Below are 22,214 nucleotides of genomic sequence, written 5' to 3' on the forward strand. Positions count from 1 at the left end.
CGCAGTTCACCTTCACGGCGAGGAGCAGCCCTCACGATGTCCACTGACCTGGCGATCGAGGCCGTCGGGCTGGCCAAGTCCTACGGCTCGACCTCCGTGCTCGACCACGTCGACCTGCGGGTGTCCCGCGGCGGCGTGTTCGCGCTGCTCGGCCCGAACGGCGCGGGCAAGACCACCACCGTGCGGATCCTGGCCACCCTGACGCGCGCCGACGCCGGCCGCGTCCGGGTCGCCGGCCACGACGTCGACACCCAGCGCCGCGAGGTCCGGCGGCGGATCAGCCTGACCGGCCAGTACGCGGCCCTCGACGAGGCACAGACCGGCGAGCAGAACCTGCGCATGATGGGCCGGCTGCTGCACCTGCCGCCCCGCCTGGCCCGCCGACGCGCCGCGGACCTGCTGGAACGGTTCGACCTGACCGCCGCCGGCCGGCGCCGGGTCGAGACCTACTCCGGCGGGATGCGCCGCCGGCTGGACCTCGCGGCGAGCCTCGTCGGCGAGCCGGAGATCATCTTCCTGGACGAGCCGACGACCGGCCTGGACCCGCGCAGCCGGGCCGCGATGTGGGAGATCGTCGGCGAGCTCGCCACCGTCGGCGTCACCGTCTTCCTCACCACGCAGTACCTGGACGAGGCCGACCGGCTGGCCGACCGCATCGCGGTCGTCGACGGCGGGCGAGTGGTCGCCGAGGGGTCCGCGGCGCAGCTCAAGGAGCAGGTCGGCGGGCGCCGCCTCGACGTGGAGCTGACGGCGGCAGCCGGGCACGAGGCGTTCGCGACGGTCGTGCGCCAGCTCGGCTCGCGCGCCGTCACCGCGGACCCGGCCCGGCGCACCCTCGGCATCGCCACCGACGGCACGGCGGCCCACGTGCGCGCCCTGCTCGACGAGATCGACGCCGGCCGCGACCGCGTCGCCCGCTTCGACGTGCACGGCACCACCCTGGACGACGTCTTCCTCGCCCTCACCGCCCGTCCGGCACGCACCGAGACCCGCCCGTCGCCCACCGAGTTCCACCCGACCGCCATCGAGAAGGGGAGTGCTCATGTCTGAGCTGGCTCTGGCCGAAGCGACCTTCCGCCCCGCACCCCGGCCGGCGTTCGTCGACGCCGCCGGCGACGCGGCGACGATGATCGGCCGCAGCCTGCGGCTGTCCGTGCGCAGCGTCGACGGCATGATCACCGCGCTCGCACTCCCGATCATGCTGATGCTGATGTTCGTCTACCTGTTCGGCGGGGCGCTGCAGACCGGCATCGACTACGTGGACTACGTCGTGCCCGGCGTGCTGCTGGTCTGCGCCGGCTTCGGGGCGGCGACCACCGCCGTGACCGTGTCCAGCGACCTGACCACCGGCGTGATCGACCGGTTCCGGTCGATGGACGTCTCCGGCGCCGCGCTGATCTCCGGGCACGTGGTGGCGAGCGTGGTGCGCAACCTCGTCTCCACCACGCTGGTGGTCGCCGTGGCCCTCGCCATCGGCTTCCGCCCGTCCGCCGGTGTCGGCGGCTGGCTGGTGGCCATGGGCGTGCTGGCGCTGTTCGTGCTGGCGCTGTCCTGGCTGTCGGCGACGATCGGGATCGTCGCCGGTTCGCCGGAGGCGGCGAACGGGTTCACCTTCCTCGTCAGCTTTCTGGCCTACCCGAGCAGCGCGTTCGTCCCGGTCGACACGATGCCGTCCTGGCTGCGGGGCTTCGCCCGCGACCAGCCGGTGAACACCGTGGTGGAGACGACCCGTGCGGCGCTCACCGGCGGGCCGGTCGGCTCCGTCGCCTGGCACGCGGTGGCGTGGAGCCTGGGCATCATCGCGGTCTCGGTCGCGGCCTCGAGTGCCCTGTTCAACCGCCGGACCCGCTGACGAGCGAGGCGGCGGCCTGCTGGGACGGTGGCCGGGCTATCCCCGCAGCGCCCGGTAGGTCTCGGCGGCGGCCGGGTGCAGCGGCAGCGGCTCGGTGTTGATGAGGTTGCCGACGTCGAGGTACTGGGTGCCCCGGGCCTGCTTCGGCACGAGCTGCCCGGCGTGCTCGACCAGCACCCGGACGGTGTTGCGGACCACCCGATCGGGGCAGTGCGACCCGGCGACCAGCAGGTTCGGAACGCCGACCGTGTGCACGGCGCCCGCCGCCCGGTAGGTGCCGGCCGGCAGGGCGACCTCGTTGTAGTAGCGGCCGTAGCGACGGCGCAGTTCGGGGACGTAGGCGCCGAGCTCCAGCAGCCGGATGCCCCACTCCCGGTCCGCCTGCGCCAGGACCTCCGTCGGGACACCGCCCGACCACAGCATGGCGTCGATCATGTCCTCGCCCAACGCGTTCACGGCGTCCTTGAGGGACAGGTGGCGCGCCTGGCCGAGCATCACCCCCGCCGTGGCGAACAGGCGCTCGCCGAACAGCGCGGCGCCGGAGCCGTTCGCGCCCAGCGACACGGCTCGGCCGGCCAGATCCCCCACGGCGCGCACCGGACTGTCGGCGCGCACGACGAGCTGCATGTAGTTCTCGTAGACCCGCCCGAGCGCGTAGAGCTGCACCGGGCGGCCGAAGGTGGGCAGACCCTTCTGCGCGGCGTCGAGGGCGTCGGCGAGGGCGAGCCCGAGGTCCGCCGTGCCGGCCGAGACGCTGCGGATGTTCTGCACGCTGCCGAGCGTCGGCACCACGTGGGCGTGCAGCAACGGTCGGAGCAGGTTCGCGAACTCGATGTAGAAGCCGTCGGGCTCCCCGGCCGCGATCGAGACCGTGGGGTCGTCCGACGAGCAGCCGCCGGCACTGGCGACGGTGACGGCCGTGGCCCCGACCGCCAGGGTGCCGAGCAGCACCGCGCGGCGAGAGGCGGTCACGAGGCGGCTCCGGGCGTCGTGGCACTCGCCGGGTCGTCGCGCCGTCGGGCCCGGCGGCGCTGGGACCTGGGCAGCCAGATCGTCGGCATCGTGTCGGTCCCGCCCGACCGCGACAGGCCGGGCAACCCCGAGCCACGCCCGCCGTTCGCCGGCGCGCCCGCGGGCGTGGAGTCGGCCGGCGGGGACGTGGGCCGTTCCCCGACGGGCAGCTCGGCCGCCACGGACAGTCCGTGCGGCGTCACCGTCTCCAGGATTAGCCGCCCGCCGTTGTTGGTCACCAGCCGCTCGGCGATCGCCAGGCCGAGCCCGGAGCCGGACAGGTCGTGGTTGCCGCGGTGGAACCGTTCGGTCAGGCGCGGCAGCTCGCCGGGTGGCACGCCGGCGCCGTCGTCGGCCACGGTCACCCGGCCCCGCCCCGTCGGCCAGCGGGCGGTCACCGTCACGGTCACCGTGCTGCCCGGGGCGTACTTGATGGCGTTGTCGATCAGCACGTCGACGATCTGCTCCAGGTCCGTATCGGCGCACAGCAGCGGGATGGGTTCCGCCGGGACGTGATCGACCAGCGTCACGTCCCGGGCGACGGCGGCGGGCAGCCAGAAGTCGATCCGCTCGAGCACCGTCGCGCTCGCGTCGCAGGCCGCCGGGGTCGCGGGATGAGCGGCGAGCTCGGTGGCGGCCGCGTCGGCGACGGCGAGCGCCCGCATGCCGTCGAGCAGGACCTGCAGCCGCCCGGCCTGGGCGACCATCGAGGCGTAGGTGTCGCGCGCGTCGTCCGGCAACGAGCCGGCCAGCATGTCCATCCGCAGCCGCATCGCCATCAGGGGGTTGCGCAACTGGTGGGAGGTGTCGTCGATGAGCGCCCGCTGACGGCGCGCCGAGTCGGCGACCGCGTCCGACATCCGGTTGAACGAGGCAAGCAGCGTACGGACCTCCGAGGGCCCCTGCTGCGGCGGCACGTGCGCGGCCACCACCCCCTTGCCGACCGCCCGCAGGCCGTGTTCGAGCTGGGTGATGGGTCGCAGCACCCAGCGGACGATCAGCAGGATCACCGTCGCGAACACCGCGGCGACGGCGAGCACGCCGAGCAGGACGTGCCCCCACACCCGCCCGACGTCCGCCGCGGCGCGGCCCCGGCTCGACACCAGCACCACCGCGCCGCTCACCTCGACGCCGTTGCCCACCGGCCGGGCGAACAGGACCCGCCCGGACGACCAGGGCCGGATGTCGGGCAGGCTGGCCTGGCGCTGGTTGCGCAGCGCCGCGTCGATCGCCTGCGCGACCTCCCCGCCGCTTCCGACGTCACCGAGGTCGCCGCGCGAGACGATCGGATGGCCCGCCGCGTCGACGACGGCCACGGCGTCGCCATAGAGGTCGGCATGCGCGTCGACCTCCGGTTCGAGCTGGTCGGAGCCGGTGAGCGCGAGCTCGGCGAACCGGTTGATGTCGGCGGTGCGCCGGCTGACGAACCGGTCGGAGCGTTCCGCCGAGGTGGTGTAGAGCAGCGGGACGGCGAACGCGGCGAGCGCGCCGAGACCGGCCACGACGAGGACGATCAGCAGCCGCCGGCGCATCTCAGTCGCCCAGCCGGTAGCCGAAGCCGCGGATGTTGTGCAGCGGGCTCGGCCGGCCAAGCTTCTTGCGCAGCTTCGACAGGTGCACGTCGAACGTCCGCGACACCGCCACGTAGGCGTCGCCCCACACCTCGTCGAGCAACTGCTCGCGGCTGACGGCCGCGCCCGCCTTGCGGGCGAGCACGGCCAGGATCTCGAACTCGATCCGCGTCAGCACGACCTCCTCGCCGGCGACCGTCACCAGATGGGTGTCGAGGTCGATGGCGATGTCGTTCACCTGCACCCGCCCGACCGGGGTGGCACCGCCGCGCTCGGTGCGGCGCAGGATGGCCTCCATCCGGGCGAGCAGCTCGTCCATCCGCACCGGTTTGATCAGGTAATCGTCGGCGCCGAGGCGCAGCCCCCGCACGATGTCGCGCTCGTGGGTGCCCATCGCGGTCAGGACGAGCACCGGGGTCGCGGCGAGCCGGCGCAGGCGACGCAGCACCTCCAGCCCGCTGATGTCCGGCAGCCCGAGGTCAAGGAGCAGCAGGTCGGCGTTGCGATGACGGAGCAGCGCGTCCGCACCCCGGGTGACCCACTCGACCGGGTGGCCGCGCGCATCCAGGACGTCCTTGATCGCGCCGCCGACGCCGTGGTCGTCCTCGACCAGCAACACACGCATTGTCAGCCCCGATCTTCAAGCCCCGAGTGGTGAGGTCTCCTCCATCAATACGTGGATCAGCAACGACACCAGCAGGCAGGCCCCCGGGTAGTAGCCCGAAAACGGCTTCTGGGCGGCACGTTCGGGCCGGTTCGACGCGTTCGGCGGCGATGCGGCCCCGGCGACACGTCGTTCGGTGATTCCTCACCGCCGACGCCGGACCCGACCGGCCTCCGCCGCCCGGCATCGAGCGACGGCCTCCCGACCGCCCTTCTGGATCACGGCGGCGGAGGGCGATCGGTTGCGCCCGCCGCCTGCCGACGGTGTCACCCTCGTGGCCGGTGGATCACCGGCGTTCGCCCCGGTGCGACGCGACGGCAGGCGTGCCGGGGACCGTCGGCCCCCGGCACGCCCCACCATCGCGTCGTCAGCAGGCGGTCTGCAGGTGCACCGGATAGTCCGCCAGACCACCACCCAGATTCTTCGTCTCGACATAGACACTGCTCGCACTGCTGTGCCCGCGAGCAGTGAAGACCAGACCCGGGTTATACACCAACCCCGCCCCCGGATCACCCACCGTCGCCACAAACGAACAGTTCTGCATGCTGCGGTCGAACCCCACCTCGTACCGCCCCGCACCCAGACGCGAGAACTTCGTCACCCCCGCCCCACGAACAAACGACCCCGAATAACTCGTCACCGCCCACCGGCCGGTGGAATCACACTGGGCCTGCAGGTGCACCGGATAGTCCGCCAGACCACCACCCAGATTCTTCGTCTCGACATAGACACTGCTCGCACTGCTGTGCCCGCGAGCAGTGAAGACCAGACCCGGGTTATACACCAACCCCGCCCCCGGATCACCCACCGTCGCCACAAACGAACAGTTCTGCATGCTGCGGTCGAACCCCACCTCGTACCGCCCCGCACCCAGACGCGAGAACTTCGTCACCCCCGCCCCACGAACAAACGACCCCGAATAACTCGTCACCGCCCACCGGCCGGTGGAATCACACTGGGCCTGCAGGTGCACCGGATAGTCCGCCAGACCACCACCCAGATTCTTCGTCTCGACATAGACACTGCTCGCACTGCTGTGCCCGCGAGCAGTGAAGACCAGACCCGGGTTATACACCAACCCCGCCCCCGGATCACCCACCGTCGCCACAAACGAACAGTTCTGCATGCTGCGGTCGAACCCCACCTCGTACCGCCCCGCACCCAGACGCGAGAACTTCGTCACCCCCGCCCCACGAACAAACGACCCCGAATAACTCGTCACCGCCCACTGGCCGGTGGGTGACGCGGCGGAAGCCGGCGAAGCGACAAAGGCGATCATAGCGCCCAGCAGGACGATGACCGCGACGAAACCCGCGGCCAGGGGCCGGGCGAGCCGGGTTCTGCGCGCCGGCACTCCGGCGGGCACCGTTACTCCCATCGATCGACAGGATTCACGTTGATTGTGGTCCACGAAGGTCCTCCCAGGGGGTGGCCGATCCAATCCCGAGTGAACGATGCGGGGCCGGCGGGGTGTCCGGCCAGTGTCCGGCCGAGGTCCGGACACTTCATCTTCCGCAGTGCCAGCCAACCGCTGGTCAGAACGCGTACGCTGACGCCTACGAGGTGTCCGACGACGCCGGACACCTCGCCTTCGACAGCCCTGGGGGAGCGGTGGAGGACACGCCCGATCCGCGAGTCGAGTTCGCTCGCCGGTTACGAACTCTGCAGGAAGCGGCGGGTCTTTCCGTACGGCGGCTGGAGGACGAGAGCGCGCGCACGCCGCACCGCCGCGGCGAGAAGCAACTCGGACTCAGACGCAGCACTATCGCCGGAATGACGAGCCAGAAACGTCCAGTTCGACCGGAACGCGCGAATTTCGAGACATTCATCGACACCTGCCTGCGCGTGGCACACGAGAACGAGGTTCCGCTACCACCGGACCTCGGCGACCGCCACGCCTGGGACGCGGCGTATCTCGAACTCCGCGATCAGGTGGACCGTTACCCGCGGCGTCCCGTCACCACCCGATCGCCGCGCACGGCCGATCCCGAGCCGCCACCGCCCCCGGCCGAAACCGGCAACGTGCCGGGCACCGTCACCGACGTCGACGCGAACAACGTCACCGACGACGCGAACAACGTCACTGACGCGGCGAACGACGCGGCGAACGACGGGATGGGAGCGGAGAAGGTCTCCCGGCCGGCCCGGGAGAAGACGCCGCCGTCCAGGCGAAGGGTGCTTCTGGGGACGTCCGCGGCGCTGGCCGTGGCCGGGACCGGAGCGATTGTCCCCATGTGGTTGACCAGCTCCGGATCCGGATCGCCGGCCACGAAGAGCGGTTCGAGCCCCACACCCACAGGAGTCGGCCCCCCGTCCACCGAGAGCACCTACAGTGCCGTGGGACGGCTGCTGAGTGCTCCGCTCTCTCCGGACGACCCGGTCTGGTCGGTCGCGGTCGGCATGGTGAAGGGCGAGCTCCTCGCGGTCGTGGGCCGCGCCGACGGGACCGTGCAGCTCTGGGACCCGGTCACCGGCAGGGCTCGCGGCGCTCCCCTCGACGGTCATGACAAGCCGGTCTACTCCGTTGCCCTGGAAGCTCCCATCGCCGTGTCCGCCAGTGTGGACGGGACCCTGCGAGTCTGGGACCTCACCGCCAGTCCGCCCCCGAGCATCCGCCTGGGTGCCATGATCGGCGGTGGGATCAACAGCGTGGCGCTCGGCGCCGTGAACGGCAGGACCGTGGCCGTCTCCGCCGCCGACGACCGCACGGTCCGGCTCTGGGATCCGGCCTCCCCCGCAGTCACCGGCACCGTCCTGGGGGTGAGACTCGACTCCGCGGTCAAGAGCGTCGCGGTCGGCACGGTGCGTGGCACGACGATCGCCGTCACCGGCAGCGAGGACGGCACGATCCGGCTCTGGGACGTGAACACCCGGCGGCCCGGTCGGCTCCTCGGCGGTCATCAGGCGACGATCGGGGCGCTGGCGATCGGCACCGTACGCGGCCGGACCTTCGCCGTCTCCGGCAGCGAGGACGGCGAAGTCCGGACCTGGGATCTCACCGAGGCCACGCCCACCGGCCGGCGCCTCGGCGACCGGATCAACAACGCGGTCAAGACCGTGGCGACCGGCACGGTGAACGGCCGGACCGTGGTCATTTCCGGCAGCGACGACGGCGCCATCCTGATCTGGGATGTGGCCACCGGCCAGCGCTACGGCAACGGCCTCACCGGCCCCGCCACCGGGGCGGAATCCATCGCCGTCGGTGTCCTGCGCGGCAGGGCCATCGTCGTCTCCGGGCACTGGGACGGCACCATCTGGACCTGGAGCCTGTGAGGCTCGCCCGCCGCGACGCGGACCGCTACCGGTGGCGGCCGGAGGTGGACATCCAGGCCAGGTGGGCGCCAGGCATGTCGCAGACGGTGCGGACGATCAGGAGCAGGCGGTCCGGGTGCAGCCGGCCGGAGTGCGCCGCCGACGCCAGGCTCTGCGCGTCGACGAGGAAGGCGCGTTCGGCGTCGTCGAGATCGCGCAGCCGTCTGGTGATGTGCGCCTGCACCTGTTCGAGCGCGGTGCGCTCGTCGCAGCCCGTGGCACGCCGGAGGACGATGACGTAATTCGTGGTCTCGCCGAGAGCGGCCTCCCGCGGCAGGGATACCACGTCGTTGGTCCAGGCGATGATGTCACTCGAGGCCGCACACAGCTCGGTCCAGCTATTCGTCGCCGCGAGGTCCGGGGGAATTTCCGTCCGGTAGGCGACTTCCACCAGGTCGTACATGAACATGGCGTTGTCGTTCCGGCGCAGCGCCGGGTATTCCTCGGGGGTCGCCACCGTGCCGTGCTGCCGGTGGGCAATCTGGGTGAGGAAGGCGTCGCGGTGGTCGTGAATGTGCTGACGGATGCGGCGGCGCCACGGCGCGGACATTCCCCGGGCGGTACGCGGCCACAGGTCGGCCAGGGCCGTCACCGACGCCGGGGCGCCGGCGGGCGCGGGCTGCCCCTCGGCCGTCGAGGTGATCGAGGCGATCAAGGCGTAGGTCTCGCGCACGATCGCGGCGTCGCGGCCCATCGGCCCTTCGTCCTGCTCGTCATCGAGGTGGAAGAGCCACACCGCCCACTGGGCGAAGAGCTCGACGTCGGCCTGCTCGGCATCGGGCAGGATCCGGGCGGCCGCCAGGTGGAATCCGGCGGCGTCCAACCGGGCGCGCGCGGCGGCGTCGGCGGCCAGGCCGAACTCGGCGGCCCAGGCCAGGAGGTGTTCGCCGATGCGGTCGGCCGCGGGATGCAGCCGCTCGGGAATGCGGATCCCGAAATCGGGTCTGGGCACGCCGGTGTGACAGAGCTCAGTCATGAGTTGGCCTCGGTGCAGGGAGGGGCGGAGTCCGCCGGCTGACGTGCCTACTTGGCGAAGGCGACGTTGAGGTAGGGCGAGCCGAAGTACACCGGAAACCAGCCCATACACCATCGGTCGCAGGCGGGCCAGAACCGTCTATCCGGAATTATGGCGCCGCAAGGTGGCCCGGAGGAGCCATTCGGCCGAACTTCCGAGCACCGGCGACTGTGAAAAGCGACTCAACTACGGCTCCGGCTCCGGCTCCGAGCTCGGGAAATCACCACTCACCGCAATCGGCGATCAGGCGAGCGACCGGGGTCCGCCTCCGCGGCCGACCGGCTCGCTCGTGGCCCGGGTGAGGCGGATGAACCCTTCGGCGCCGCGGACACTGCGGAGGCAACCGTCTGCCATGTCCGCGACCAGGGCCTCGCCGTTGTTGCCCCATGCGACGACCGGCACCTGGCAGACGAGCTTCTCCCCGTCACGCGTGCTGGCGGGCAGCCCGCCCACGATGTTCTTGTCACCACCCTCGGAGCTGGGCCTGAAGAAGGCGGTGTAGCCGTGGGCAGGGATCATCGTGAGTACTCCCAGTGGGTCTTGGTCTCGGCGGAGCCAGGGGTGCGCAGCGGCGAGCGGTCACGGCTCGGCCGACCCCGCGCCGCACACCCAGCCCAACGCCCGACGTGTGGGGACACCTTCCCGCAGGCGCACACACCGTGCGCGCCGTGCCGGGCCGCTCGCCGGGGTGACCGCCGCGGCGCTGGCGACGCCCCGGTCGGGGGGCGTGCCGCAGCCCCGGTCGGCGAGGATGCCGGGCCGGGGCCGCGGGAATCGGGTGGGGTCAGCTTCCCAGGCCGTCATCGATCAGGTCTGTGGCGCCGCCGTTGGGGGGCGGTGGCTGCAATCCGCGGTCCGTTCCCACGAACAGAGCCCGGGGCGGTCGTGTCCGTGATCTGGGGGTCGACCCGATCACCTGATCAAGGTGTTGATGAGCGTGTACCCGCTGAAACCACCACCGGCGATGGCGTCAGCCCCGGCGACGCCGCTGACCTGGACGGGACGCAGGCTGTAGGTGGGTGTGGTGGTGCCGTTGCCGAGCTGCCCGAAGAAGTTGCTACCCCAGGCCCACACGGTGCCGTCCTGGCGCAGCGCGTACCCGCTGAAGCTGCCCGCGGAGATCGCGGTGACCCCGACGAGGCCGGTGCTGCCGCTGACCTGGACGGGTACCAGGGAGGTGTCGTCGGTGCCGTTGCCAAGCTGCCCGGTGTTGTTGAGGCCCCAGGCCCAGGCGGTGCCGTCCTGGCGCAGCGCATACCCGCTGTTGCCCTCGCTGCTGGCGGCGATGGCGGTCACCTCGGAGAGGTTGCGGATCGCGACCGGTACCGGGCTGGACACGGCGGTGCCGTTGCCGAGCTGCCCTTCGTCGTTCGCACCCCAGGCCCAGACGGTGCCGTCCCGGCGCAGCGCGTACCCGGACTCCTGGCCGCCGGCGATCGCCCTCACTGCGCCGAGGCCGGTGACCCGAACGGGGAACGGGCTGTTGACGGTGGTGCCGTTGCCGAGCTGCCCCTCGTCGTTGTAACCCCAGGCCCAGACGGTGCCGTCCTGGCGCAGCGCGTACGCGGTCAGGCCCCCGCTGGCGATGGCGACGACCCGGGACAGGCCGAGGACCCGGACCGGCACCCGGCTGTTGGTGGTCGTACCGTTACCAAGCTGCCCGTAGTTGTTGTAACCCCAGGCCCAGACGGTGCCGTCCTGGCGCAGCGCATACCCGTTGGCGGCGCCGCCGGCGAGGGCGACGACCCGGGACAGGCCGCTGACCCGGACGGGCACCGCGCTGCTCGTGATGGTGCCGTTGCCCAACTGCCCGTAGGCGTTGTAGCCCCAGGACCAGGCGGTGCCGTCCCGGCGCACCGCGTACCCGGCGTACCTGCCCGCGGCGACGCCGACCACGTCGGTCAGGCCGGTCAGGCCGCTGACCCGGACGGGCACCGCGCTGTTCGTGATCGTGCCGTCGCCAAGCTGCCCGAGGCCGTTGTAACCCCACGACCATTCGGTGCCGGATCCCGCCACAAGTGGGCGCGGCCCGGTGGTCGTCCCCCATGTCGGGGCCGCTGTGGCCGCTGCCGGCAGGGCCACGATGCCCGCGGCGGCCAGCGCCACCGTCCCCATCCCCAGCCGTCCTCGACGAAACATGTCCGCTCCTCAGAACCTTGGGTGCCGTCATCGACACCCACTGGCCACGAAGAGTAATCACCCGAAGCCGTTATACCTGGCTTTGAGCAATAGATTCGTTGCGCTGCGTGTTGCTCACACTCCTGGACATACGACCGTCGGGCGCTGGCGTGCCTCCGGACGGTGCCCGCAGGGCCCGCAGGGCCCGCAGGGACCTTCCCGAGGCGTTGCGATGCCTCGACGCGGAGGCCGCGGTCCGCCTCGGCGACGCCGCCGCCGTCATCGCCCTCACCCCGGGCCCATCACCACGCTCGCCGTTCGACACCATGGTCGGGCGCGGCTCGCCGTCGCCGCCGCCGGCAACGGACGACGCATCGCCGGTCAGACCAGCGCGGCGCTCACCATCTTCACCCACAGGTGGGACCGGGCCACCGGATGGAACCGTCACCCACGCGCCCCGCCTGCTCTACGCCCGCACCCAACCCCGCTACCAGATCGTCGAGTTCCTCCGCGGCCAGCTCCTCGACAACACCGCGCCCTGCGGCACCCGCGTCCCCGGGCACCTCCTCGACGACGTCGTCGAACTGTTCGGCCAACTCGGCCTCGTCCCGCGGGAGCACCTCCCGAGCCTTTCCGCCGACCCTGCACCCCCGGGCCTTTCGGTTGCCGCACACCGACATCCACCGCAAGAACATCATCGTGGCCGACGGGCGCGCCCACTTCCTCGACTGGGAACTCGCCCGCTGGGGCGACATCGCCGACGGAAATCTCACCCCCGACAGCCGAAACTCCTTCATCGACAAACTTGCAAGATATTCGGATTTCCTCGGCGAGTAGTCGGCGGCTTCTCAGATACTCCCGCTGGCCTGGAGTTTCTGCACGTCCTCGGTGGTCATGCACCGTCCTCCGATGCCCCAGTCCCCGCTGCGAACCTCCTCGACGACGACATGGGTCACTGATCGCGCCGCCTCGCCCTCGATGCCGACCATGACCTCGGTCAACTTGGTGATCATTTCCTGCTTCTGCTGCGGGGTGAATACGCCCTCGATCACTTTCACGTCGACGAACGGCATGTCCGTTACCTCCAACGCTGTGCCCCTGGCATCGGCCGCCGTCCGGCAGCCGGGCTGACCAGGGTGTACCCAGGCGTGCCGACGAAAGTCAGGATGTGGTGAAGTCGCGCGATCCCACGTAAGCCCGGGAACGCAGGAAACCCCGGCTAGGGCTGGGCTTCTCGCCTGTCCGCGCGGAACTGGTCGATGACGACGGTGAACTGGCCGTTGACCGCTCAACGGGCGTTGTGCCAGGTCAGCGACCTGGCCGCTCTCTCGCGGTCCGCAATCCGTCCGCATGATCTTGCAAGTCCGCAGACGTCCACGCCGCGTCCACGATCCGGCGCGTCCGGTCCGCCGAGTCCGGGAACAGGTGGGAGTACGTCCGCAGCGTCTCCGCCGGGTCGTTGCCGAGCCGGGCAGCCACCACGGTCACAGACTCCCCGCCATCGATCAGCGTCGACGCATAGTGATGGCGGAGATCATGGAAGGTCGTGTCGGCCGGGACGGTCGGAAGCTCCGACGACGTCGTCCGCCTGGCCTTGCGGTCCCGCTCCCGCTCGGCGGCCGCCGCGTTCACCGCCTCGACGGCGCCCGCGAACGCGAGGTGAACCATCCGCGCGGAGATCGGCTCTCCCTTGGCGGTCTCCCCACGGTGGAGCAGGGTGCCGAGCATGTCCCCCGCAGTCAGCGTCGACAGCGCGTCGAGCACGAACGCCGGTGCCGGCACCTCCCGGGGGCCGTTCTTCGTCTTCAGCGGCAGCAGCTCCCACGGTGGCGCTTCAGAGAGCTGCCACCGGACGTCGAGGTCACGCGCGAGATGCCGGACCGCCGGCTCGGTCAGCCCCAGGACCTCGCTGATCCGCAGGCCGCATCCGGCCCCGACGAGGATGGCCGGCCGGTACGCCTTAGCGATCGCATCGTGCAGCGCCCGCACCTGCTCGACGGTTAGCGGCACGACCGCTTCCTTCACGATCTCCGGCAGCTTGATCCGGACACACGGGCTCCTGCCGATCACCCCGTCGTCTACCGCGCTGGCGAACATCGCCCGCAGGAAGGCGAACCGCATCACGACCGTCCGGGGCGCCGACGTCGAGGCCCAGGACGTCACGAGCGCCTGCACCGCGGTGCGGCTGACCGCCGACATTCTGTGATCGCCAAGCGTCGGATACGTGTGCACCCGCATCACGATCTCGACCTGGCGGGCAGTACGCGGCCGATGCTGCACCTGGGCCGTTCGCCAGCGTTCAGCGAACGCCTTCACGGTTTCGCGGCCGGCGCGCGGGTCGACGTGCACGCCACGCTGCACCGCGGACTCCTGGTCGGCGGCCCAGCGCGAGGCATCGGTTTTCCGGGCGAAGTGCCGCGAGTGCTCCTTGCCGGCCGCGTCGTAGTAGCGCGCACGCCACTTACCGTCCGGCCTCTTCTTGACGCTGGCCATCGCCCCCGGTCTCCCGTCGTCGGATCTCCTCGGTCACCTGGTCGACAAGCTGACGGGTGACCCGCTCGCGTAGCTCGCGCCGCCGGTCCGGGCTCGCGTCGGGTTCACTTTCAGCCACAAGCCGGTCCCGCTCATTGGCCAACGAATTACCCCAGAGATCCCGGGCAACAAGCGCGACGAAGGCTGCGCCCCTGCCCGTAGCTTTTTCAATTTCCCTGTTTTCTCCAGCAAGCTCACGCAAACGAATATCGCCAGAAAGCTGATTCAGCAAGTTTCGGGTGATTCTCCCACGTACGGAGCGGACCGTATCGCGTGTCGCCGCACTCGGGACACTCTTTTCACTCAGGATATGGTCCCGTTCAGCGGACAGGGTCCGACCCCACAACGCGAGCGATAGCGCCACGATGATTGCCGGCGGTTCACCGAGTCGGCGTCCCGCTAGTTCCTCGGTCTCGCCACCGAGCCACGCCCAGCGAGTGACGTCGCCGACAGTGCCACCGCTCGGCCACAGCCCCAGCTCGAAGGCACGACGAGCAACTGGCATCGCCTCTAAGATCGTCCGCGCCGCGAGGTTCCGGATCGGCTCTCTTACTTGGACATCGGTTTCTCCATCGACCCCGCCCGCCAATTCGGGGCTAAGCGGGAGATCCGTGAAGGGATGTGCTCCCGGATCACTCGGTACAGGTGGCTGGCCGGCCATTCGGTCGAAATCCCAGGTACCGCGCCCAATAGCGTCCGCGACGCGAAGGGGCACGATGATGTCCTCCGGCGTCTCCCCGGCAAGGATGTCCGCTATATCTCGCGCCGATCCGTGGATCTGAGGGGTCAACGCCACAAGATCCGGCGAGTCGAGTAGCTCTGACACGGTGACTTGGCGCTCGCAGGCCACACCAAGTACAAACGGCAGAACAACAAGCTCTTCAATGCTGATTGATTTCGCTCCGCGCTCCAGCGCGGCAATCCTCGACCGATCCCAAGCGAGTCCGCAAAGCCGAGCCGCATCGGACACGTCCTGCTGCCTGCGACCAGCCTCTCGTCGAATCCTTGCAGCCGCACCACCGATCACAGTGCGTAGCGAATCGACCGTAGCCCGAGGCGGATCGGCCGGGTCTTCGGGAGTCACAGGCCGAACGTACCAGGGTCGCGCGGGTAAAGCTCCACCCGTTGGACAGAACCGATCGAACGCGTGTATGACTGGCCTGGATCGGGTGAGAAGTCACCCGTACGAGTGGCTGGAGGGCCAAGTCGGTGAGCGACGACGAGATGCTGCGGACCAGCGAACTCAGCCGATTGATCAAGGTTCCTGTCGGCACGCTTAGGCAGTGGCGTCACCGCGGGTTCGGTCCGCTCGGCTTCCGAGTCGGCGGGACCGTGGTGTACCGGCGTAGCGAAGTCGACCGATGGTTGGCGGAGCAAGAGCGGGCCGAGCGGGAACGTGCGCCCTACTGCGCCGGCCGGGCGTCGGCATGACCCCGACCCCCGCTGACCCCGACGTCGTGGCCACCGGCGGGTGGGTCGACCGCCCGGCCGTGCCCCGGGTGGTCGAGGCCGCCCGGCCGCGCCACCCGGTCGAGTCCGCCCTCGCCACCGCAGTCTCGTGGGTGGGCTACCCGCTGACGCCCTACGTGATCAGCGAAGCCCGCCCGCTCCTGGACCTCGCGACGGTAGGGAGTTTGCTCGGCCATCCGGCCCTGACGGTGCCCCTGTTGGCCCCGCTGTATCGCGTCGATCTGATCGCCCCGGATGGATCTCTCGTCGGCAACCTGTGGCCGTGGCGGTCGATGGGCATGGACGCTCGCCGGTCCGCGGCCGACGAGCTCGCGGGGCTGATCTGCCTGGCGGACGATGTGGCCGCGACGCTCGCCCGCCTCGGCGCGCCGATCGAGCCGTCCTGGACCGGGGATCGAATCACCCTCGCGGCTCTGCTCGCTGCGGACGTCGACCCATGGCAGCCTGCGCGGCTCCTCGCTGAGGCCCTCCAACCGATGGCGCCCTTTTCGGTGAGCCCGGACGGGCTCGGTGTGCGCTACCGGCCCGGGGTCGGTGGTCTGCTCGAACGTGAGGTGGTGCCCGCGTTCCGGCGGATGGTCGCCGAGCAGGCACGGGCGGCCGCGGGCCTGCCCCCGCCGCGCGCCCTGCCGTATGCGGCCGGCGGCCGGCGTAGAACACCTCGGACAACCGCGCTTCGCCGGGAGGCGCTGCGGCGGGTGCTGGCCCGATGGCCCGAGGTCACTGCCGGCGAGTTCCGGCTCTGCGCGGCCGAGCTGTCCCCGCAGGCCGCCGCCCTCGAAGCCGCACGGGCAGATCTCGGGCTGCTGGTGCGGCCGCGGGCGGCATACGGCCCGGGTGAGCTCGGGCAGAAGACCCGCCGGATGATCGGCGACGACCTCCGCGCGCTGCGCGCCGAAAGTCGGTGACGGCCGAACGCTGAGCAGCGTTCATACGTCAGCAGACGGGCGCACGGTGGGCCTATGCCCGAGATCACCACCACCGGCCAGGTACGCGGCCCGGGGACCCTGCGCTACTGGTCGGACGCCCTCGACCCGTCCGGGGAACTGCCCGGCGATCTGCGGATGCTGCTGGCCGCCCGCTGCCGCACGAAGTGGATGGCGACCGTGGGCCGCCTCGGCGGCCAAGCCGGCAAGGGCCGTCGCCGCACCACCGCCCCCGAGGCTCTTGCCGCAGAGGCGGCCTGACCAGCCCTGGAAATGACAAAGCCGACGCTCCCCAGCGCCGGCTCCGCCCACCCAACCCACAGACCCGCCAGGTCTGAAATCCCGCCCGCCATCACACGATCAGGACTACCTGTGACGATACCCGTCATCGGTCGGCGTGACGATACCGCCGACACCCCCGACCACCCGGCCACCGACCCCATCGAGGAACTCCGCGCTCAGCTCCGCCGCGTCTGCGGCGGCCGGCTGCGCACCCTGGATGCCGAGCGGGAGCACCTCGACGCTCGCCGGCGGGGCGAGGCCGCGCGGATGCGGCGGGTGGGCGAGTGACCGTAAGCCCGATCCGGGCGAACGTCGGTGATGATCTGATCCTCGCTGAGCGGGTGGTCGTCGGGGCGATGATGTCCGGCGACCTGGAGACCGCGGTGGACCTCGCCGCGACGCTGACCGCCGAGGACTTCCACCGGTCCGCGCATGGCCTGGCGTTCCGGGTGTCGTGCGACCTGCGGGCGGACGGTCTGCTCACGGACCCGCTGCCCGTGTGGACCGAGATGCTGCGCCGGTCGGAGGTGGAGACCTCGATCGCGGCCTACGGGATGCAGGTGGTGTACCTCGTCGAGTGCGTCGAGGTCGCCGCGACCGTGGGCAACGTCGGCTGGTACGCCCGCCAGGTGGCCGGCGCCGCCGACCGGCGTCGCACCCGGGAGACGTTCCTGTCTGCACTGGGCTACCTCGACAGCCCGGATGCCGACGTGGCCGAGGTGATCGGGTGGACCACTGCCGAGCTGTCCCGAACCGTCGCCCGCGGCCTGGCCGGGCCCGCCGCGGTCGACGATGAGTCGTTCTGGTCTGCCCGGCCGTGCCTGGCCCATGTGCGCGAGTTCGCCCGTGCGCGGATGGCGTCGCCGTGGGCTGTCCTCGGTGTGGCCCTGGTCCGAGTGCTGTCGCAGGTACCGCCGGAGTACGTCCTGCCTGCCATCATCGGCAGCCACGCGAGCCTGAACCTGTTCCTCGCGGTCGTGGCTCCCTCCGGTGGGGGTAAGGGCGCAGCGATGGGCGCGGCCCGTGACGCCTGCGACGTCGGTGACGTCAACGTGTGGCCGGTCGGGACCGGTGAGGGTCTGGTCAAGACCTTCGTGCACTACGACAAGGACGCCGAGGACATCGTTCAGGACGAGACGTCCGCCGTCATCGAGATTCATGAGGTCGACCAGCTCGGCGCGGTCAAGGGCCGTACCGGCGCCACGATCCTCTCTGTCCTGCGGAGCGGGTGGGTGGGCGAAGAGGTCGGTTTTAACAACGCCGATGCCACCCGTCGGCTGAAGGTCGCCCCGCACGCCTACCGCCTCGGTCTGGTCGTCGGGGTGCAGCCCGGTCGGGCGGATGTCCTGCTCAACGAGGCCGAGGCCGCCGGGGGCACGCCGCAACGGTTCGTGTGGCTGCCCGGCACCGACCCCGCGATGCCCGACGAGATGCCGGCCGAACCGAAACCGTGGGAGTGGGACCTGCCCGGGTGGCCGGACGACGTCGAGTTCCACCCCGGCCGGCTGCGTGTCCTCGACGTGTGCGCCGAGGCCATCGTCACGATCCGGGAGGCACACCGTCGGCGCCAGCGGGGGGACGATGAGGCGCTCGACGGGCACGCCTTGCTGTGCCGGTTGAAGGTCGCCGCCGCGCTCGGTCTGCTCGACGGGCACGCCCGCGTCACCGCCGAGGACTGGCGGTTGGCCGGGACGCTGATGGACGTCTCGGACCGGACCCGTCAGTCCGTGGTGGACACGCTGCGCCGGGCCGCCGCCGAACGGAACCGGGCCCGCGCCGAGGCGGACGCCGAGCGGGCCGTCATCGTCGCCGACCGGACCGACGGCGCCCAGACGAAGAAGGCATGCGCGGCGATCATGCGATGCCTTCACCGGGCGGACGGGTGGGTGTCGCAGTCCGATCTGCGATCGGCCGCGCGGCGGTACCGCGACTACCTGGACGACGCCGTGGGGCGGCTCGCCGAGGCAGGACAGATCGAGATCGAAACGGTCGTCTACCAAGGTCAACAGGGAAGAAAGTACCGCCGTGTCCCGACCTGAAATTCCAGGGGGGCAGGTGGGGACGCTGTCCCCCCTGTCAGCAGATTTCCGGTTCCCTGCTCATAGAAAACCCCAGGTCACAGGACTACAGCTCACCCGCGGGACACCGCGCGTCAGGCCCAGGGGTGGCCGCCACCCCTGAATGTCCCCCCCTCGTGGCCACCCCTGAAGGGCCAAAAGTGATCACCGATAACGACTTGGCCGAGATCGACAAGGAGACCGAGGACCGGGTCGCCGCCCGCATCATCGACGCCCGGAAGCGCGCCAACGCCCGCCGGGCTGAAGACCTCGCAAAGCAGGCCGCCCGCGCCGCCGGACTCGCAGCCCGGCACGACCGCAAGATCAACCGACTTGGAGGCGCCCCCACCATGCCCACCCTCACCCCCGGCGCGTCGCCGGCCCACGGAGCGCCCACCGCCCGCACCCTGATCGACACCGGCGGATGCGCACCCGGATGCCTGCTCGCCGTCAGCCCGCCCCGGACCTGCACATGCCCGTGCAGCGGCCGGCACCACGGCGCCCTCGACACCGCCGCCGTGCCCACCCTCGACCCCACCCGGGCCGCAGCATGAGCGCCCCCCGGCCCGCCCGGGAGTGGACCGGCCACGCCCGACCCGACGGCACGCCCAGTGCCGAGGCACGTGCCCCGTGGGCGGGCTTGCGCTCGCCCACCGCCTGGACCTGCCCGTCCTGTCGGACCCCTGCCGAGCCCGGCCCGCACGGCGCGCTCCTCGTCCGTCACGTCGGTGGCTGCCCGAACGCCCGGCCGGCCCCGTGACCACCAGGCGCTCGGCGCGCGGGCCGCCCGGGTGCCGTACGCAACCCCCCACCCACACCAGCAAGGGAGATCGCCCCGCATGATCAGCCAGATCAGCCTGGCCGGCGACAGCCCGGCAACCACGGTCTACCTCGACGTCCACCTCGACGGCATCACCGCCAGCTGCGCGGACTGCGCGACCACGTTCCAGGCCCGCATCGTGCCAACGCGATACCCGGCCGGCAACATCAAGGCCGGCAAGCCGATCTGCCCCCGGTGCCTCGCCGCCGGCCAACCCGACCTCGCCGCCGTCGCAGGCGCCCTCGACACCATCGCCGCCACCGCCACCGGCGAGACACTCGCCTTGGCCGCGATGGCGCTGTCGAGCATCCGGCGAATCGACAAGGACCGCCGCGCCGAAGCGTTCGTGAAGACCCTCCCTTGGTCACATCCGGCACCCGACATCACCCGCCTCGGACACGACGCCCTCGACGATGACAGCGTGGAGGTGTTCGTCAGCGCGTGCCTGCGCGGCGGCGTGCCGCGGGTGTCGCTGACCGACCGCGGCGGATGGGCGCTCCTCGACGTCGACGCGGACGCCGCCGTCGACGCAGCCGACCGGATCCGCACCCTGGCCACCGCCGCCCTGGATGCCGCCCGCTTCAGGTCGACCGGTCGACCGCCCACCGAGACCGCCTGACCACCCCAGCCAGGCGCGGCCATCACCGCGCCCGGCTCACCCCAACCCGATCTGGTCCGGGTGTGGCACTCGCGCCTTACCGGTTCGATGGCGCCGCTGACGAAGATCACTCCCTGAGCTGGTTACCGCTCCTCGCGAATCCACCAGCGCAGCAGCCACGGCCGTCGGCGCCGACGCGACCGGCCTCCCGGCAACGCTTCGGCCACGACCCCGGGCGGCAGACTCCGGTCGTACGCCTCGTACTCGGCATCACCCGGATACAAGATCGTCGGAATGAAGCACGCGACGAACTCGTCGTTACCCTCCGACGTGAATACCCGGATTCCCAGGTCGCCGAGCCGCCGCGGAACCACCCCACCCGACTCGCGCGCCACGTCGTACCGCCGCACCCGCGGGCCTGGTGCCTCCTCCTCGGCGGCCCAGTCCTCCCCGTCGCCATCCCACGCATCCCCCGTGATCTCCCCCGTCATCCGGCCACCGTGCCACACCCCGACACGGGAGACGGTGGCGGGCGTCCGGTCGCTCGCGTACGCGCGCGAGGCGGACAAGGTCACCGGCTGTCATCGTCTGGGGTGCGGTGACGGCGGTAGGCGGATGATGTTCGTAGGAAATGCCCAGCGTGACAGCGGGCATCGAAGAAATGAGAGGAGGTGCGCCGGACAATGACAGCGGAGAGTAGTGGCCGACCGGGTCGCGCCCATCTGCGACCGGTCGAGACCGGCGACCAGGACGAGGTGCGCGCGCTGCACGCCGAGGGTCTGGGCCGCAACAAGATCGCCGAGCGGTTGGGGCGGTCACCCTCGACCGTGTCGAAGATCGCCCGGGACCTCGGGTTGGCCTTCGATCGTGCGGCGACCGCGCGGGCGACCCGCGCCGCCGTCGTGGATGCTGCTGCGCGCCGGTCGGAGATCCTGACGGCGACCTACCTGCGCCTCGACGAGACGCTGGCCAGGTTGGGTTCCCGCCGGCCGGTGGCCCACGGCGAGACCCGTGACGGTGACGTCGTGGAGAGCTCGGTGTCGGTGCTGCCGGCCCGGGACGTCCAAGCGCTTGCCACGGCCGCCGATCGGCTGTCTTCGGTGATCGCCAGGCTTGAAGGCGTCGAGGACGGCACTGCGCAGTTGTCCGCGGTTGATGCTTGGCTTGCGGCGATGAGCGGACGGTCGGCGTGACCACGCTGCGGGTGCTGGGCCCGCAGGACGAAGACGCGGTGCGCGAGTTGCACGCGCAGGGGCTGAGCCGCAACGCGATCGCCCGCGAGTTGGGCCGCTCACCGTCGACGATCACGAAGATCGCGAAGGGCTTGGGCTTGAAGTTCGACCGGGCCGCGACCAGGGAGGCGACCGCGGCGAAGGTCGTGGACGCTGCTGCGCGCCGCACCGAGCTGGTCGGCGACATGCTTGTCGAGGCGTCGAGGCTGGTCCGCCGGCTGTCCGAGCCCTACGACAGCGTGTTCGCGTCGAAGAACGGCGAGTCGGTGGTGACCCCCCTCGCCCAGATCACCCCCGCCGGTGCCCGCGATCTGGCCTCGGCTGTCGCGAGCTTGTCGGCGTCGATCGTCCGCCTGTCCACGGTTCCCGTCGAGGACGGCACGGCCCAGGCCCGGTCAATGCTCGGCGATCTTGCCCGCGCGCTCGGTGTCGCGGCTGACGGCCTTCGGGAGGCCTCATGACTGGCCGGGGCGAGCTCGCGGCGGACGTTGTCGCCACGACGTTGCGGGCGGCCGAGCTTGTCGGGACCGCCCGGCACCTGCCCCCGGCCGACCTGGAGCGCTCGTTCTTCGCGATCTACCGTGACATTTCCGCGTCGGCCGCCCCGGGCTCGGATGAGACCGGCTGGGCGGCGGCGGCGCTGACGATGGCTCTCGCGAGGTTCTGCGCGCAGGTCCTGGACGAGTGGGCCAACTGCGACCCGGACGGGCCGGCCGAGGAATGGCTGTCTGAGAGCCTGTCCTGAATCTTGATG

The 22,214-nt window shown here is 71.1% G+C and carries 26 protein-coding genes; 14 read left to right on the plus strand and 12 right to left on the minus strand.

The genetic code is table 11. The features are described from left to right. The first annotated feature begins 36 nt into the window (after nt 1-36). Nucleotides 37-1,050: an ATP-binding cassette domain-containing protein gene (locus AC5R91_RS13755; RefSeq protein ID WP_495397539.1), complete on the plus strand. Its 1,014-nt coding sequence runs from the start codon at nt 37-39 to the stop codon at nt 1,048-1,050. Continuing rightward, nucleotides 1,043-1,852, plus strand: coding sequence for an ABC transporter permease (locus AC5R91_RS13760; protein WP_495397540.1), 810 nt, complete (start codon nt 1,043-1,045; stop codon nt 1,850-1,852). The genes AC5R91_RS13755 and AC5R91_RS13760 overlap by 8 nt, the downstream gene beginning before the upstream one ends. Before the next feature lie 36 nt (nt 1,853-1,888). Here the strand turns inward: AC5R91_RS13760 and AC5R91_RS13765 are convergent, their stop codons facing one another. From AC5R91_RS13765 to AC5R91_RS13780, 4 genes are all read right to left on the minus strand, one after another. Then, nucleotides 1,889-2,824 (minus strand): TAXI family TRAP transporter solute-binding subunit, encoded by a 936-nt coding sequence (locus tag AC5R91_RS13765; RefSeq protein WP_495397541.1) that lies wholly within the window; start codon nt 2,822-2,824, stop codon nt 1,889-1,891. Then, nucleotides 2,821-4,395, minus strand: a complete 1,575-nt coding sequence (locus AC5R91_RS13770) for a sensor histidine kinase (RefSeq protein WP_495397542.1) — start codon at nt 4,393-4,395, stop codon at nt 2,821-2,823. The genes AC5R91_RS13765 and AC5R91_RS13770 overlap by 4 nt, the downstream gene beginning before the upstream one ends. Before the next feature lies 1 nt (nt 4,396). Further along, nucleotides 4,397-5,059, minus strand: coding sequence for a response regulator transcription factor (locus tag AC5R91_RS13775; RefSeq protein WP_011602538.1), 663 nt, complete (start codon nt 5,057-5,059; stop codon nt 4,397-4,399). Between the two features lie 406 nt (nt 5,060-5,465). Next, nucleotides 5,466-6,464, minus strand: coding sequence for a hypothetical protein (locus AC5R91_RS13780; protein ID WP_495397543.1), 999 nt, complete (start codon nt 6,462-6,464; stop codon nt 5,466-5,468). Between the two features lie 479 nt (nt 6,465-6,943). Here AC5R91_RS13780 and AC5R91_RS13785 point away from each other — a divergent pair, with 479 nt between their 5' ends. Continuing rightward, nucleotides 6,944-8,371 carry a WD40 repeat domain-containing protein gene (locus tag AC5R91_RS13785; protein ID WP_495397544.1) on the plus strand — a complete coding sequence of 476 codons (1,428 nt, stop codon included), beginning with the start codon at nt 6,944-6,946 and terminating at the stop codon, nt 8,369-8,371. Between the two features lie 25 nt (nt 8,372-8,396). Here the strand turns inward: AC5R91_RS13785 and AC5R91_RS13790 are convergent, their stop codons facing one another. The 4 genes from AC5R91_RS13790 to AC5R91_RS13805 all read right to left on the minus strand — a co-directional run bounded on the left by AC5R91_RS13790 (nt 8,397) and on the right by AC5R91_RS13805 (nt 12,163). Further along, nucleotides 8,397-9,386, minus strand: a complete 990-nt coding sequence (locus AC5R91_RS13790) for a terpene synthase family protein (RefSeq protein WP_495397545.1) — start codon at nt 9,384-9,386, stop codon at nt 8,397-8,399. Between the two features lie 282 nt (nt 9,387-9,668). Then, a complete protein-coding gene (locus AC5R91_RS13795) occupies nt 9,669-9,944 on the minus strand; it encodes a hypothetical protein (protein WP_495397546.1) in 276 nt (91 codons plus the stop codon). Between the two features lie 393 nt (nt 9,945-10,337). Next, nucleotides 10,338-11,564, minus strand: a complete 1,227-nt coding sequence (locus AC5R91_RS13800; RefSeq protein WP_495397547.1) for an RCC1 domain-containing protein — start codon at nt 11,562-11,564, stop codon at nt 10,338-10,340. 386 nt (nt 11,565-11,950) lie between these two features. Further along, entirely contained in the window at nt 11,951-12,163 is a 213-nt protein-coding gene (locus AC5R91_RS13805) for a hypothetical protein (protein ID WP_495397548.1), read from the minus strand. Nucleotides 12,164-12,206: 43 nt separating this feature from the next. Here AC5R91_RS13805 and AC5R91_RS13810 point away from each other — a divergent pair, with 43 nt between their 5' ends. Further along, nucleotides 12,207-12,380 carry a hypothetical protein gene (locus AC5R91_RS13810; protein WP_495397549.1) on the plus strand — a complete coding sequence of 58 codons (174 nt, stop codon included), beginning with the start codon at nt 12,207-12,209 and terminating at the stop codon, nt 12,378-12,380. Between the two features lie 11 nt (nt 12,381-12,391). Here the strand turns inward: AC5R91_RS13810 and AC5R91_RS13815 are convergent, their stop codons facing one another. The 3 genes from AC5R91_RS13815 to AC5R91_RS13825 all read right to left on the minus strand — a co-directional run bounded on the left by AC5R91_RS13815 (nt 12,392) and on the right by AC5R91_RS13825 (nt 15,045). Further along, on the minus strand, nt 12,392-12,616 hold the full coding sequence (locus AC5R91_RS13815) for a tautomerase family protein (RefSeq protein ID WP_495397550.1): 225 nt from the start codon (nt 12,614-12,616) through the stop codon (nt 12,392-12,394). 235 nt (nt 12,617-12,851) lie between these two features. After that, nucleotides 12,852-14,036, minus strand: a complete 1,185-nt coding sequence (locus AC5R91_RS13820; RefSeq protein WP_495397551.1) for a tyrosine-type recombinase/integrase — start codon at nt 14,034-14,036, stop codon at nt 12,852-12,854. Further along, nucleotides 14,005-15,045 carry a hypothetical protein gene (locus tag AC5R91_RS13825; RefSeq protein WP_495397552.1) on the minus strand — a complete coding sequence of 347 codons (1,041 nt, stop codon included), beginning with the start codon at nt 15,043-15,045 and terminating at the stop codon, nt 14,005-14,007. Before AC5R91_RS13825 ends, AC5R91_RS13820 begins: the two co-directional genes overlap by 32 nt. A gap of 254 nt (nt 15,046-15,299) precedes the next feature. On the opposite strand from AC5R91_RS13825, the gene AC5R91_RS13830 reads away from it, so the two are divergent. The 7 genes from AC5R91_RS13830 (at nt 15,300) to AC5R91_RS13860 (ending at nt 20,249) form a co-directional block, all read left to right on the plus strand. Next, on the plus strand, nt 15,300-15,506 hold the full coding sequence (locus AC5R91_RS13830) for a helix-turn-helix transcriptional regulator (RefSeq protein WP_044884652.1): 207 nt from the start codon (nt 15,300-15,302) through the stop codon (nt 15,504-15,506). Next, a complete protein-coding gene (locus AC5R91_RS13835; protein ID WP_495397553.1) occupies nt 15,503-16,453 on the plus strand; it encodes a hypothetical protein in 951 nt (316 codons plus the stop codon). The genes AC5R91_RS13830 and AC5R91_RS13835 overlap by 4 nt, the downstream gene beginning before the upstream one ends. 54 nt (nt 16,454-16,507) lie before the next feature. After that, entirely contained in the window at nt 16,508-16,732 is a 225-nt protein-coding gene (locus AC5R91_RS13840) for a hypothetical protein (protein WP_495397554.1), read from the plus strand. 111 nt (nt 16,733-16,843) lie between these two features. Beyond that, the gene (locus tag AC5R91_RS13845; RefSeq protein ID WP_495397555.1) at nt 16,844-17,041 is read left to right on the plus strand and encodes a hypothetical protein; all 198 of its coding nucleotides are present in this window, start codon (nt 16,844-16,846) and stop codon (nt 17,039-17,041) included. Continuing rightward, complete coding sequence (locus AC5R91_RS13850) at nt 17,038-18,792, plus strand: DnaB-like helicase N-terminal domain-containing protein (RefSeq protein WP_495397556.1); 1,755 nt, start codon at nt 17,038-17,040, stop codon at nt 18,790-18,792. Before AC5R91_RS13845 ends, AC5R91_RS13850 begins: the two co-directional genes overlap by 4 nt. Nucleotides 18,793-18,971: 179 nt before the next feature. Further along, nucleotides 18,972-19,364 (plus strand): hypothetical protein, encoded by a 393-nt coding sequence (locus AC5R91_RS13855; protein ID WP_495397557.1) that lies wholly within the window; start codon nt 18,972-18,974, stop codon nt 19,362-19,364. Nucleotides 19,365-19,649: 285 nt separating this feature from the next. After that, complete coding sequence (locus tag AC5R91_RS13860; RefSeq protein WP_495397558.1) at nt 19,650-20,249, plus strand: hypothetical protein; 600 nt, start codon at nt 19,650-19,652, stop codon at nt 20,247-20,249. A gap of 122 nt (nt 20,250-20,371) precedes the next feature. On the opposite strand, the gene AC5R91_RS13865 is transcribed toward AC5R91_RS13860, so the two are convergent. After that, nucleotides 20,372-20,719, minus strand: coding sequence for a hypothetical protein (locus tag AC5R91_RS13865; protein WP_495397559.1), 348 nt, complete (start codon nt 20,717-20,719; stop codon nt 20,372-20,374). Between the two features lie 192 nt (nt 20,720-20,911). Here AC5R91_RS13865 and AC5R91_RS13870 point away from each other — a divergent pair, with 192 nt between their 5' ends. The 3 genes from AC5R91_RS13870 to AC5R91_RS13880 are packed head-to-tail and all read left to right on the plus strand — an operon-like array spanning nt 20,912 to nt 22,205. Then, nucleotides 20,912-21,421 (plus strand): helix-turn-helix domain-containing protein, encoded by a 510-nt coding sequence (locus AC5R91_RS13870; protein ID WP_495397560.1) that lies wholly within the window; start codon nt 20,912-20,914, stop codon nt 21,419-21,421. Continuing rightward, on the plus strand, nt 21,418-21,921 hold the full coding sequence (locus AC5R91_RS13875; RefSeq protein ID WP_495397561.1) for a helix-turn-helix domain-containing protein: 504 nt from the start codon (nt 21,418-21,420) through the stop codon (nt 21,919-21,921). The genes AC5R91_RS13870 and AC5R91_RS13875 overlap by 4 nt, the downstream gene beginning before the upstream one ends. Next, nucleotides 21,918-22,205: a hypothetical protein gene (locus tag AC5R91_RS13880; protein WP_495397562.1), complete on the plus strand. Its 288-nt coding sequence runs from the start codon at nt 21,918-21,920 to the stop codon at nt 22,203-22,205. The genes AC5R91_RS13875 and AC5R91_RS13880 overlap by 4 nt, the downstream gene beginning before the upstream one ends. Nucleotides 22,206-22,214: the final 9 nt, after the last annotated feature.

The organism is Frankia sp. BMG5.60, assembly GCF_059428125.1.